Source organism: Streptomyces sp. NPDC018029, assembly GCF_044327655.1.
GTDB lineage: Bacteria > Actinomycetota > Actinomycetes > Streptomycetales > Streptomycetaceae > Streptomyces.
The window spans coordinates 19,286-31,816 of sequence record NZ_JBIRFV010000003.1 but is presented as its reverse complement, the minus strand read 5'-3'; the positions used below and the strand labels follow the sequence as shown (position 1 = coordinate 31,816).

General features: G+C 69.7%; 12 protein-coding genes. 2 read left to right on the top strand and 10 right to left on the bottom strand.

Features of this window, described 5'->3' with window-relative positions:
- Window positions 1-5: 5 nt before the first annotated feature.
- From ACH4D5_RS08705 to ACH4D5_RS08675, 7 genes are read right to left on the bottom strand one after another with little or no spacing between them, the layout of a single operon-like run.
- Window positions 6-2,519, bottom strand: coding sequence for an NADH-quinone oxidoreductase subunit G (locus ACH4D5_RS08705; RefSeq protein WP_398300076.1), 2,514 nt, complete (start codon window positions 2,517-2,519; stop codon window positions 6-8).
- A complete protein-coding gene (gene nuoF, locus ACH4D5_RS08700; RefSeq protein WP_398300075.1) occupies window positions 2,516-3,877 on the bottom strand; it encodes an NADH-quinone oxidoreductase subunit NuoF in 1,362 nt (453 codons plus the stop codon). The genes ACH4D5_RS08705 and nuoF overlap by 4 nt, the downstream gene beginning before the upstream one ends.
- Complete coding sequence (gene nuoE / locus ACH4D5_RS08695) at window positions 3,877-4,728, bottom strand: NADH-quinone oxidoreductase subunit NuoE (protein ID WP_398300073.1); 852 nt, start codon at window positions 4,726-4,728, stop codon at window positions 3,877-3,879. The genes nuoF and nuoE overlap by 1 nt, the downstream gene beginning before the upstream one ends.
- Window positions 4,725-6,047, bottom strand: coding sequence for an NADH-quinone oxidoreductase subunit D (locus ACH4D5_RS08690; protein ID WP_398300071.1), 1,323 nt, complete (start codon window positions 6,045-6,047; stop codon window positions 4,725-4,727). Before ACH4D5_RS08690 ends, nuoE begins: the two co-directional genes overlap by 4 nt.
- Window positions 6,047-6,778 (bottom strand): NADH-quinone oxidoreductase subunit C, encoded by a 732-nt coding sequence (locus tag ACH4D5_RS08685; protein ID WP_398300069.1) that lies wholly within the window; start codon window positions 6,776-6,778, stop codon window positions 6,047-6,049. The genes ACH4D5_RS08690 and ACH4D5_RS08685 overlap by 1 nt, the downstream gene beginning before the upstream one ends.
- Window positions 6,775-7,329, bottom strand: a complete 555-nt coding sequence (locus ACH4D5_RS08680; protein ID WP_355803993.1) for an NADH-quinone oxidoreductase subunit B family protein — start codon at window positions 7,327-7,329, stop codon at window positions 6,775-6,777. Before ACH4D5_RS08680 ends, ACH4D5_RS08685 begins: the two co-directional genes overlap by 4 nt.
- Window positions 7,330-7,350: 21 nt before the next feature.
- On the bottom strand, window positions 7,351-7,710 hold the full coding sequence (locus ACH4D5_RS08675) for an NADH-quinone oxidoreductase subunit A (protein WP_003992243.1): 360 nt from the start codon (window positions 7,708-7,710) through the stop codon (window positions 7,351-7,353).
- Window positions 7,711-8,515: 805 nt separating this feature from the next.
- On the opposite strand from ACH4D5_RS08675, the gene ACH4D5_RS08670 reads away from it, so the two are divergent.
- Window positions 8,516-9,349: a C40 family peptidase gene (locus ACH4D5_RS08670; RefSeq protein WP_398300067.1), complete on the top strand. Its 834-nt coding sequence runs from the start codon at window positions 8,516-8,518 to the stop codon at window positions 9,347-9,349.
- Window positions 9,350-9,484: 135 nt separating this feature from the next.
- On the opposite strand, the gene ACH4D5_RS08665 is transcribed toward ACH4D5_RS08670, so the two are convergent.
- The 3 genes from ACH4D5_RS08665 to ACH4D5_RS08655 are packed head-to-tail and all read right to left on the bottom strand — an operon-like array spanning window position 9,485 to window position 11,874.
- The gene (locus tag ACH4D5_RS08665) at window positions 9,485-9,814 is read right to left on the bottom strand and encodes a putative quinol monooxygenase (protein WP_398300065.1); all 330 of its coding nucleotides are present in this window, start codon (window positions 9,812-9,814) and stop codon (window positions 9,485-9,487) included.
- Window positions 9,815-9,862: 48 nt separating this feature from the next.
- On the bottom strand, window positions 9,863-10,591 hold the full coding sequence (locus tag ACH4D5_RS08660) for an IclR family transcriptional regulator (RefSeq protein WP_398300063.1): 729 nt from the start codon (window positions 10,589-10,591) through the stop codon (window positions 9,863-9,865).
- Entirely contained in the window at window positions 10,588-11,874 is a 1,287-nt protein-coding gene (locus ACH4D5_RS08655) for a geranylgeranyl reductase family protein (protein ID WP_398300061.1), read from the bottom strand. Before ACH4D5_RS08655 ends, ACH4D5_RS08660 begins: the two co-directional genes overlap by 4 nt.
- Before the next feature lie 99 nt (window positions 11,875-11,973).
- Here ACH4D5_RS08655 and ACH4D5_RS08650 point away from each other — a divergent pair, with 99 nt between their 5' ends.
- Window positions 11,974-12,525, top strand: coding sequence for a GNAT family N-acetyltransferase (locus tag ACH4D5_RS08650; RefSeq protein ID WP_398300059.1), 552 nt, complete (start codon window positions 11,974-11,976; stop codon window positions 12,523-12,525).
- Window positions 12,526-12,531: the final 6 nt, after the last annotated feature.

Below are 12,531 nucleotides of genomic sequence, written 5' to 3'. Positions count from 1 at the left end.
GTGCCTCACGACGTCACCTCCGGGGCCTCAGTGGGCTCCGGCAGGACCGCCGGGCCGATGCGGACGAGGTCGCCGGGGCGGGCGCCGGTGTCCGACAGGACGCCTCCCCCGGTCGAGTTCAGCGGCAGCCAGACCACGCGGTCGGGCATCACCGTGATCTGCAGCGGGAGTTCGGTCGTGCCCGCCGGCCCGGAGACGGCCAGCGTGTCGCCGTCCTTCACCCCCGCCTCCGCGGCGGTGGCCGCGGACACGCGCGCGTGGGCGGCGTGCCGCGTACCGGCCAGCGCTTCGTCGCCGTCCTGGAGGCGGCCCTGGTCGAGCAGCAGCCGGTGCCCCGCGAGGACGGCCTCGCCGGCGGCGGGCCGCGGCGGCTGGACGCCGGTCTCCAGGGGCTCCGTCGCGTGCGGCCCGTCCCAGCCGCCGAGCCGCTCCAGCTCGCGGCGCAGGGTCACCAGGTCGGGCAGGCCGAGGTGGATGTCCCCGGCGTCGGCGAGCATGTGCAGCACGCGCGCGTCGGTGGGCGCCACCCGGCGCGTCATCTGGTCCGGCTTGAGCGCGGCGTCGAACATTCGCACCCTGCCCTCCCAGTTGAGGAAGGTGCCCGGCTTCTCCGCGACGGCGGCCACGGGCAGGACCACGTCGGCCCGCTCGGTCACCTCGCTGGGCCGCAGCTCCAGCGAGACCAGGAAGCCGACCTCGTCGAGTGCCGCACGCGCGCGTGCCGGGTCGGGCAGGTCGGCGACCTCGACACCCGCCACCAGGAGTGCGCGGAGTTCGCCGGTCGCGGCGGCCTCGATGATCTGGCCGGTGTCGCGGCCGTAGCGGTGCGGGAGTTCGGCGACGCCCCAGGCGGCCGCGACCTCGTCCCGCGCGCGCGGGTCGGTGGCCGGCCGGCCGCCGGGCAGCAGCGACGGCAGCGCGCCCGCCTCGATGGCGGCGCGCTCCCCGGCCCTGCGCGGGATCCAGACGAGCCGGGCGCCGGTCGCGGCGGCGGCCCGCACGGCGGCGGTGAGCCCGCCGGGCACGGCCGCGAGCCGCTCACCGACGACGATGACGGCGCCCTCGGCGCGCAGCGCCTCGGAGGCCTCGGTACCGGGAGCCTCCAGGCTCACCCCCGCGGCGAGCGCGTCCAGCCACTCGGTCTCGGTGCCGGGCGCGGCGGGCAGCAGGGTGCCGCCCGCCTTCTCCAGGCCGCGGGTCACGAACGGCGCGAGGGAGTAGGTGCGCTGGCCGTGCTTGCGCCAGGCCTTGCGCAGCCGCAGGAAGACGCCGGGCGCCTCCTCCTCGGACTCGAACCCGGCGAGCAGGACGGCGGGCGCCTTCTCCAGGAGGGCGTACGTGACACCGGTGCCGTCGAGGTCCCGGCCCCGGCCCGCCACCCGTGCCGCGAGGAAGTCGGCCTCCTCGCTGCTATGCACGCGCGCGCGGAAGTCGATGTCGTTCGTGTCGAGGGCCACGCGCGCGTACTTGCTGTACGCGTAGGCGTCCTCCACGGTGAGGCGACCGCCGACGAGGACTCCGGCGCGGCCGCGCGCGGCGGCGAGACCGCGGGCGGCGATCTCCAGGGCCTCGGGCCAGCTGGCGGGTTCGAGCTCACCCGTCGCGGCGTTGCGCACCAGGGGCGTGGTCAGCCGGTCGGGACGCTGCGCGTACCGGAAGCCGAAGCGGCCCTTGTCGCACATCCACTCTTCGTTGACCTCGGGGTCGTCCGCCGCGAGCCGGCGCATGACCTTGCCGCGCCGGTGGTCCGTGCGCGTGGCGCAGCCGCCCGAGCAGTGCTCGCACACCGAGGGCGACGACACGAGGTCGAAGGGCCGGGAGCGGAAGCGATACGCCGCCGAGGTCAGCGCGCCGACCGGGCAGATCTGGATGGTGTTCCCGGAGAAGTACGACTCGAAGGGGTCGCCCTCGCCGGTGCCGACCTGCTGGAGGGCGCCCCGCTCGATGAGCTCGATCATCGGGTCGCCGGCGATCTGGTTGCTGAACCGGGTGCAGCGGGCGCAGAGCACGCAGCGCTCACGGTCGAGCAGCACCTGGGTGGAGATCGGCACCGGCTTCTCGTACGTCCGCTTCTTGCCCTCGAAGCGGGTGTCGGTGTCGCCGACCTGCATCGCCTGGTTCTGCAGCGGGCACTCGCCGCCCTTGTCGCAGACGGGGCAGTCCAGCGGGTGGTTGATGAGCAGCAGCTCCATCACGCCGCGCTGGGACTTCTCCGCGACGGGAGAGGTCAGCTGCGACTTCACGACCATGCCGTCGGTGCAGGTGATGGTGCAGGACGCCATCGGCTTGCGCTGGCCCTCCACCTCGACGATGCACTGGCGGCAGGCGCCCGCCGGGTCGAGCAGGGGGTGGTCGCAGAACCGCGGGATCTCGATGCCGAGCAGTTCGGCGGCGCGGATCACGAGCGTCCCCTTGGGGACGCTGATCTCGATGCCGTCGATGGTCAGCGAGACGAGATCCTCGGGCGGGACCGCCGCCTCCCCGCCCCCGGAGGGAGCGTTGTTGGTGGTCACTGTCATGCGTTCACCTGCGCGTTTTCAGCGGGCCTGTCGGCCCAGAGAGTCGACTTGGCCGGGTCGAAGGGGCATCCCCTGCCGGTGATGTGCTGCTCGTACTCCGCGCGGAAGTACTTCAGTGAGGAGAAGATCGGCGAGGCGGCGCCGTCGCCCAGGGCGCAGAAGGACTTGCCGTTGATGTTGTCGGCGATGTCGTTCAGCTTGTCGAGGTCGGCCATGACGCCCTTGCCGGCCTCGATGTCGCGGAGCAACTGCACCAGCCAGTACGTCCCTTCGCGGCAGGGCGTGCACTTGCCGCAGGACTCGTGGGCGTAGAACTCGGTCCAGCGGGTGACGGCCCGCACGACGCACGTCGTCTCGTCGAAGCACTGGAGCGCCTTGGTGCCGAGCATCGATCCGGCGGCGCCGACGCCCTCGTAGTCGAGGGGGACGTCGAGGTGCTCGTCGGTGAACATCGGGGTGGAGGAGCCGCCCGGTGTCCAGAACTTGAGGCGGTGTCCGGCCCGCATGCCGCCGCTCATGTCGAGCAGCTGGCGCAGCGTGATGCCGAGCGGGGCCTCGTACTGGCCGGGGTTGGTGACGTGGCCGCTGAGCGAGTAGAGCGTGAAGCCCGGGGACTTCTCGCTGCCCATCGACTTGAACCAGTCTTTTCCGCGGTGGAGGATCGCGGGAACGGATGCGATGGACTCGACGTTGTTCACCACAGTGGGGCATGCGTAGAGGCCCGCGACCGCAGGGAAGGGGGGACGCAGTCGCGGCTGACCACGGCGGCCTTCGAGCGAGTCGAGCAGCGCGGTCTCCTCACCGCAGATGTACGCGCCCGCGCCCGCGTGCACGGTGAGTTCCAGATCGAGCCCGCTGCCCAGCACGTTCTTCCCGAGGTAGCCCGCCGCGTAGGCCTCGCGGACGGCCTCGTGCAACCGCCGGAGCACGGGGACGACTTCGCCCCGCAGGTAGATGAAGGCATGCGACGACCTGATCGCGTAGCACGCGATCACGATTCCCTCGATGAGGGAGTGCGGGTTGGCGAAGAGGAGCGGGATGTCCTTGCAGGTCCCGGGCTCCGATTCGTCGGCGTTGACAACTAGATAGTGCGGCTTGCCGTCGCCCTGCGGGATGAACTGCCACTTCATCCCGGTGGGGAATCCCGCGCCGCCCCTGCCGCGCAGGCCGGAGTCCTTCACATAGGCGATGAGGTCGTCCGGGTCCATGGCGAGGGCCTTGCGCAGGCCTTCGTACCCTTCGTGCCGCCGGTAGGTCTCCAGCGTCCAGGACTTGTCCTCGTCCCAGAAGGCCGAAAGGACCGGGGCGAGCAGCTTCTCCGGGCTGGTCTCGTTGTTGATCTCGGCTGCCAAGGTCATCACTCCCCCTCCTCGGCCGTCGGTCCTGCCGGGTGGGCCGGGTCGGATGCCGAGGTCTGCTGTGGTGCGTCGTGCGAGCTGAGGTGCTCGGCCGGCGCTTCGTCCTGGGGGCCTCCCGCGCGCGGGTGGACCACGCGCGGCTGCGGCACCTCGCCCTTGGCCAGGCGCAGGCCGATCAGTGAGGCGGGGCCCGCGCCGCCGGTCGCCTCGACGGCGCCGGGCCGCTCGTCGGGAAAGCCCGCGAGGATCCGGGCGGTTTCCTTGTACGTGCACAGGGGCGCACCGCGGGTGGGCTCGACCGGCACGCCTGCGCGCAGGTCGTCCACGAGCCGCTTGGCGGACTCGGGGGTCTGGTTGTCGAAGAACTCCCAGTTGACCATCACCACGGGGGCGAAGTCGCAGGCGGCGTTGCACTCGATGTGCTCGAGGGTGATCTTGCCGTCCTCGGTCGTCTCGTCGTTGCCGACGCCGAGGTGCTGCTTGAGCTCGTCGAAGATCGCGTCGCCACCCATGACGGCGCACAGCGTGTTGGTGCAGACGCCGACCTGGTAGTCGCCGGAGGGGTTGCGCCGGTACATGGTGTAGAAGGTCGCGACGGCCGTGACCTCGGCCGTGGTCAGACCCAGCATCTCGGCGCAGAATCGCATGCCCGTGCGCGTGACGTGGCCTTCCTCGGACTGCACCAGGTGGAGCAGCGGGAGGAGCGCCGACCGGGATCCCGGGTAGCGGGCGATGACCTCCTTGGCGTCCGTCTCGAGGCGGGCGCGCACGTCGGCCGGGTAGTCGGGGGCGGGGAGTTGGGGCATGCCCAGGCTGACGCCCGCGCTCTTCTCCGAAGGAGTGGTGGTCACCGGTCGACGCCTCCCATCACGGGGTCGATGGACGCGACGGCGACGATGACGTCGGCGACCTGGCCGCCCTCGCACATCGCCGCCATGGCCTGGAGGTTGGTGAAGGACGGGTCGCGGAAGTGGACCCGGTAGGGGCGGGTGCCCCCGTCGGAGACGACGTGCACGCCGAGCTCGCCCTTGGGCGACTCGACCGCGGTGTACGTCTGTCCGGGCGGCACCCGGAAGCCCTCGGTCACCAGCTTGAAGTGGTGGATGAGGGACTCCATGGAGGTGCCCATGATCTTCTTGATGTGGTCGAGCGAGTTGCCCAGGCCGTCGGGGCCGAGGGCCAGTTGGGCGGGCCAGGCGATCTTCTTGTCCTCGACCATGACGGGTCCGGGGGCGAGCCGGTCGATGCACTGCTCGATGATGCGCAGCGACTGCCGCATCTCCTCGAGGCGGATCAGGAAGCGGCCGTAGGAGTCGCAGGTGTCGGCGGTCGGGATGTCGAACTCGTAGTTCTCGTAGCCGCAGTAGGGCTGGGTCTTGCGCAGGTCGTGCGGGAGGCCCGCCGAGCGCAGGACCGGGCCCGTGGCGCCGAGCGCCATGCAGCCGGCGAGGTCGAGATAGCCGACGTCCTGCATGCGGGCCTTGAAGATGGGGTTCCCGGTGGCGAGCTTGTCGTACTCCGGGATGTTCTTCTTCATCGTCTTCACGAACTCACGCAGCTGGTCGACCGTGCCGGGCGGCAGGTCCTGGGCGAGCCCGCCGGGCCGGACGTACGCGTGGTTCATCCGCAGACCGGTGATGAGTTCGAAGAGGTCGAGAACGAGTTCACGATCACGGAATCCGTAGATCATGATCGTCGTCGCGCCGAGCTCCATGCCGCCGGTGGCGATGCACACCAGATGGGAGGAGAGGCGGTTGAGTTCCATGAGGAGGACGCGGATGACCGAGGCGCGGTCCGGGATCTGCCCCTCGATGCCGAGCAGCTTCTCGACGCCGAGGCAGTACGCCGTCTCGTTGAAGAACGGGGTCAGGTAATCCATGCGCGTGACGAAGGTCGTGCCCTGCGTCCACGTCCGGAATTCGAGGTTCTTCTCGATGCCGGTGTGCAGATAGCCGATGCCGCAGCGGGCTTCGGTGACCGTCTCGCCCTCGATCTCCAGGATGAGCCGGAGCACGCCGTGCGTGGACGGGTGCTGCGGCCCCATGTTGACGATGATGCGCTCGTCGTCGGCCTTGGCCGCGGACTGGACGACCTCGTCCCAGTCGCCGCCGGTGACTGTATATACAGTCCCCTCGGTCGTCTCCCGGGCGGATGCATGTGAAGTGCTCATCAGGTGTACGACCTCCGCTGGTCCGGAGCCGGGATCTGGGCGCCCTTGTACTCGACGGGGATGCCGCCGAGGGGGTAGTCCTTGCGCTGCGGGAAGCCCTGCCAGTCGTCCGGCATCATGATCCGCGTGAGCGCCGGGTGGCCGTCGAAGACGAGGCCGAAGAAGTCGTACGCCTCGCGCTCGTGCCAGTCGTTGGTCGGATAGACCGGGACCAGTGAGGGCAGGTGCGGGTCGGCGTCGGGCACGGCGACTTCGAGCCGGATCAGCCGGTTGTGGGTGATCGAGCGCAGGTGGTAGACGGCGTGCAGCTCGCGGCCCTTGTCCCCGGGGAAGTGCACTCCGCTCACGCCGGTGCAGAGCTCGAAGCGCAGGGCCGGGTCGTCGCGCAGGGTCTGGGCGACGCGGACGAGGTGCTCGCGCGCGATGTGGAAGGTGATCTCGTCGCGGTCGACGACGGTCTTCTCGATCGCGTTCTCCGGGAGGAGGCCCTGTTCCTCCAGGGCGCCCTCCAGTTCGTCGGCCGTCTCGTCGAACCAGCCGCCGTAGGGACGCGCGGAGGCGCCGGGCAGCGCGATGGTCCGCACCAGGCCGCCGTAGCCGGACGTGTCGCCGCCGTCTCCGGCGCCGAACATGCCCCTGCGTACGCCGATGACCTCGCCGGCCTCGTCGCGCGGCGCGGGGACGCCGCTGCCGCTCAGGTGCTCGTGGTGCGGGTCGGGTGCGTCGCTCACCGCAGCAGCCCCTTCATCTCGATGGTGGGGAGCGCCTTGAGGGCCGCCTCCTCCGCCTCACGGGCCGCTTCTTCCGCGTTCACGCCGAGCTTGGTGTTCTGGATCTTCTCGTGGAGCTTGAGGATCGCGTCCAGCAGCATCTCGGGGCGCGGCGGACAGCCCGGCAAATAGATGTCGACCGGGACGACATGGTCCACACCCTGCACAATCGCGTAATTGTTGAACATTCCGCCCGATGAAGCGCAAACCCCCATGGAAATCACCCACTTGGGATTGGGCATCTGGTCATAGACCTGCCGCAGCACCGGCGCCATCTTCTGGCTCACCCGGCCCGCCACGATCATCAGGTCGGCCTGGCGCGGCGAACCGCGGAAGACCTCCATGCCGAAGCGCGCCATGTCGTACCGCCCGGCGCCGGTCGTCATCATCTCGATGGCGCAGCAGGCGAGGCCGAACGTGGCGGGGAAGACGGACGACTTCCGCATCCAGCCCGCGGCCTGCTCGACGGTGGTCAGCAGAAATCCGCTCGGCAGTTTCTCTTCGAGTCCCATGCTCTTTGACCCCTCAGACCCTTAGTCCCATTCCAGGCCGCCGCGCCGCCATACGTACGCGTAGGCGACAAAGACGGTGAGCACGAAGAGCAGCATCTCCACGAGCCCGAAAATCCCCAGCGCGTCGAAGGTGACGGCCCAGGGATAGAGGAAGACGATCTCGATGTCGAAGACGATGAAGAGCATCGCCGTCAGGTAGTACTTGATGGGGAATCGCCCGCCGCCTGCCGGCGTCGGCGTCGGCTCGATGCCGCACTCATAGGCCTCTAGCTTCGCGCGGTTGTACCGCTTTGGACCGATAAGCGTGGCCATGACCACGGAGAAGATCGCAAAGCCTGCCCCGAGGGCTCCCAGCACGAGGATGGGCGCATAGGCGTTCACGCTCCTCGCTCCTCTCAGTCGGCACTGACTGTTGGCGGTTGCGTCGGACCGGCGCCCCGATTCGCATCACCGAGCCCCGATTCCCATCGAAGATCGCTTACATGTGAAGCAGGTCACAAGCCCAACTGCCCCGCATCCTATGCCTGCCGGTCTGTGATCTGCGACACGGGGTGCGACAACGGCTTTGTGATCTCCACCACCTGACGAAGGATCATGAAGTCGGATGAGCGGTGATCTTCGTACGCGAAGCGCCTGAGTGATCACTAGAGGTGACATCTCAGCGCGTCACCCCTGGTCGAAGGGGTGTCGCTCTATCAAGAGATGGCCACTGCAAGCAAATTGGCGCTGGACGCGATCACTTGGTAGAGGAGCCGCGTTCACACTTTGGCGGCAGAGGCGCGGACCGATGTGGACGCGTGCGCCGATTCACGAGCGGCGGGCACCCCCCGTGAAGCCGGCGGCCGCTTCCCGGGTCCAGAGGTGCCGAAAACCGCAGGAGATCTCAGGGAGGTATCGGCGAGGTCTCAGGGAGATCCCCGAGGGGGTCGCCGTGTGACCTGCGCCACAGAGGCGACTTCCCCGAATAAGCCGGGCTTGGCCAACGGACTCAACGGGTGGTAGACCGCGGGCAATTCGGGCGTATCGCAGAAAACCCATGATCACAGGCGTGATCACCGCTGTCCGCATTGCCCGTTACGGCGTCAATAAGGAGCGACACGCCCGGGATTCAGGGCCGAAATCCACAACTGTGGCGCAGCACACGTTTCTTGAAGGGAACCGTGAGTCCCTGATAGCGGTTGTTCTCATGTCCCACACCGCTCACATACCCAGCCACCGGAAGCCCCGTCGCAGCGCCTCCAAGATTGCGCTGCGCGCCGGAGTTGCCGGTGGCGTCCTCAGCACCCTGGCAGTGGCCGCGGCGGCCGGTACGGCGAACGCGGCCGAGCCGGTGTCCGAGACCATCGAAATGCCCACGCTCACCACCGATCTGTCCGCACAGATCGCCCAGTCGGCGGACGCCACCCAGCAGGCCGCCGACACCTACGAGTCGCGCGCCGAGCAGGACGCGGCCGCCGCCAAGGCCGCCAAGCAGGCCAAGGAAGACCAGGCGAAGGCCGAGAAGAAGGCCGAGGCCGAGCGCAAGGCCGCGGCCGCCGCGAAGAAGAAGGCCGATGAGGAGCGGGCCTCCCGCTCCACCGAGCGCACCACGCTCTCGACGCAGTCCTCCTCCGGTTCGGCTTCCGGTTCCGCCTCCACCGCATCGGACTCGGTCGCCCCGGCCAGCGGCAGCGTCGGCGCGGTCATCGGCTTCCTCAAGGCGCAGCTCGGTGACGCGTACGTGATGGGTGCCTCGGGCCCGAACGCCTGGGACTGCTCCAGCCTCGTGCAGGCCGCGTTCAAGCAGGCGGGCGTGGACCTTCCGCGCGTCTCGCAGGACCAGTCGACGATGGGCACCGAGGTCGGCACCTCGAACCTCCAGGTCGGCGACATCCTGTACTGGGGCGGCAAGGGCTCCGCGTACCACGTGGGTGTGTACATCGGGAACGGCCAGTACCTGGACGCCGCCAACCCCAGCAAGGGCGTTGTCATCCAGGACCTGTCGGGCTACCCGGCCTCGGGCGCCGTGCGCGTCCTCTGACGGCCTCTTAGAGCCACGAACGAGGGCCGGAACCCCCCTGGTGGGGTTCCGGCCCTCAGTGCGCTCTGAAACGGCTCCTGGGCCGTTCTTCACACCATCGGCACGCGTTGGTCACGCGCCATCGGCACGCGTTCGTCACGCGTCCTTGGGCGTCAGCTCCGCCATCGCGGACCAACCGGAGCCCTCGATCTCGGTGTTCACGATCTGCGGCACGGTGGCGATGAGCTCGCCCATCGTCTCCAGGCCGGCCTTGAAGTGGTCGGAATTGACGTGCGCGGCGCCCGCGTCCCCGTCGGCGAAGCCCTCCAGGAGCACGAACTGGTTCGGGTCCTCGACGGAGCGGGACCACTCGAAGAAGAGGTTGCCCGGCTCCGCGCGCGTGGCGGCGGTGAATGCGGCGGTCCGCTCGATCCAGCTGTCGCTGTGCTCAGGGCGGACGGTGAACTTGACGGCGATGAAAATCATGCGGCCAGCGTCCGCCCGTCCGGCGTGTCCGGCAAGCCGGGCCGCCCGCTATTCCGACGCTGCCGGAATCCCGTGCCGCGCCGCCCGGGACAGGACCCGCGTCAACTCACCGCGCCGCCCGCGGAACCGCTCGGTCGGCAGCGACACCGACAGCGCCCGCGCGCCGTCCGCCAGCGGTACGGCCACGCAGGTGTAGGCCGGGTCCGTCTCCCCCACCGACACCGCGACGCCCGCCGTGCGCACCCGGCGCAGCTCGGCCTCGAAGCGGTCCGGGTTGGTGATGGTGTGCTCGGTGAGCCGCGGCAGCCCGTGCTCGTCCAGATAGCGGCGCCGGGCCGCCCGGTCCAGCGAGGCCAGCAGCACCTTGCCGTGTGCCGTGGCGTGCGCGCCCCGGTCGACGCCGACCTCGAAGGGATCGCCGTCGTACGCGGACGCCGTGGAATCGACGACCGCGATCCGTCCGCCCCGGCGGGCGCTCAGATACGCGTGGGCGCCCGCCAGCCGGCGTACCGCGTGCAGCATCCCGTACGTCTCCTCGTCCAGGCCCGTGTGCCGGCGGAAGGAGCGGTACAGGGCCGGGACCCGCGGGCCGAGCACATAGCCCTGCGGGGTGCGGTCGACGTGGCCGCGCGCGACGAGCGGGCCCATCAGGTGGTACACGGTCGACAGGGCACAGCCCGCCTCCCTGGCGAGGGACTTGGCGGGGACGGGACGTGCCGACCGGGCGACGGCCTCCAGGAGGTCGAGCGCCCGGTCCACCGAATGGGGCACGCTCACGCCTTCGGTGCCACCTTGCTCAGGCCGTTGATGATGCGGTCCATCGCGTCGCCGCCCATCGGGTCCGTGAGGTTCGCCAGCATCTTCAGCGTGAACCGCATCAGGATCGGGTGGGTCAGGCCGCGCTGGGTCGCGATCTTCATGACCTTCGGGTTGCCGATGAGCTTCACGAAGGCGCGGCCGAGCGTGTAGTAGCCGCCGTAGACCTCCTTGAGCGTCTTCGGGTAGTTCTGGAGTGCCAGTTCGCGCTGGGCGGGGGTGGCACGCGCGTGTGCCTGTGCGATGACGTCCGCCGCGATCTGGCCGGACTCCATGGCGTACGCGATGCCCTCGCCGTTGAAGGGGTTCACCAGGCCGCCCGCGTCGCCGACGAGGAGCAGGCCCTTCGTGTAGTGCGGCTGGCGGTTGAAGGCCATCGGCAGGGCGGCGCCGCGGATCGGCGTGGTCATGTTCTCCGGGGTGTAGCCCCAGTCCTCCGGCATCGAGGCGCACCAGGCCTTGAGGACCTCGCGCCAGTCGAGCTCGCGGAACGACTTGGAGGAGTTGAGGATGCCGAGGCCGACGTTGGACGTGCCGTCGCCCATGCCGAAGACCCAGCCGTAGCCGGGCAGGAGCCGGTCCTCGCCGGGTCCGCGGCGGTCCCACAGCTCCAGCCAGGACTCCAGGTAGTCGTCGTCGTGGCGGGGCGAGGTGAAGTACGTGCGGACCGCGACGCCCATCGGGCGGTCCTCGCGGCGGTGCAGCCCCATGGCCAGCGAGATCCGGGAGGAGTTGCCGTCGGCGGCGACGACGAGGGGGGCGTGGAAGGTGACCGGGGTCTTCTCCTCGCCCATCTTGGCGTGCACTCCGGTGACGTAACCGGTCCGGTCGTCGATGATGGGCTCGCCCACATTGCAGCGCTCGTACAGGCGTGCGCCCGCCTTCTGTGCCTGCCGGGCGAGCTGCTCGTCGAAGTCGTCACGCTTCCGTACGAGGCCGTAGTCGGGGTAGGAGGCGAGTTCCGGCCAGTCCAGCTGGAGCCGCACTCCGCCGCCGATGATGCGCAGACCCTTGTTCCGCAGCCAGCCCGCCTCTTCGGAGATGTCGATTCCCATGGACACCAGCTGCTTGGTGGCGCGAGGCGTGAGCCCGTCACCGCAGACCTTCTCCCGCGGGAACGCGGTCTTCTCCAGAAGGAGTACGTCGAGTCCGGCCTTTGCCAGGTAGTACGCCGTCGTCGAACCGGCGGGGCCGGCTCCGACGACGATCACGTCCGCGGAGTGTTCGGAGAGGGGCTCGGTCACGGCGGGTTCTCCCCAAGGCTCGAAATCTGTGTGCCGACCGGCACGGTATATGGGCAGTCTATGAGGCGGTACTGATCAGCCAGCCGAAGGGCCACACACGTGACCGAGCAGACCGCTACCCAGCCCGCGCTGCACCTCCCCGCCGTGCAGCTGCGCGTCCCCACCCATGAGGACGCTTTTGTCTGGCACCGGCTCTTCGACGACCCCGAGGTCATGGAGTTCTTCGGCGGTACGTCGGCGGAGCTCTCCATGTACGAGGAGCTGACCGCGCGGCAGCGCAGACACGACGCCGAACTGGGCTACTGCCTGTGGACGATGCTCGACGCGGCCGGTGAGCCGATCGGCTTCACGGGCGCCCAGCCCTGGCCCAGGGACTGGGGCCCGGTGGGTGAGATAGAGATCGGCTGGAGGCTCGGTCGAGCGGCCTGGGGCAAGGGGTACGCCACCGCGGCCGCCGTCGCGACGGTCGAGCGGCTGCGCGCGGTGGGCGTACCCAGGGTGATGGCGATGGTCGTCGAGGGGAACGAACGTTCCATTGCGGTGACCAGGCGGATCGGCATGGAGCCCGCCGAGACGTACACCACTCCCCCGCTGATCCCGGGCGTCGAGGCGTCGCGCCGCACGTCCCGCTGTTACCGGCTCACCCTGTAGCCGCCG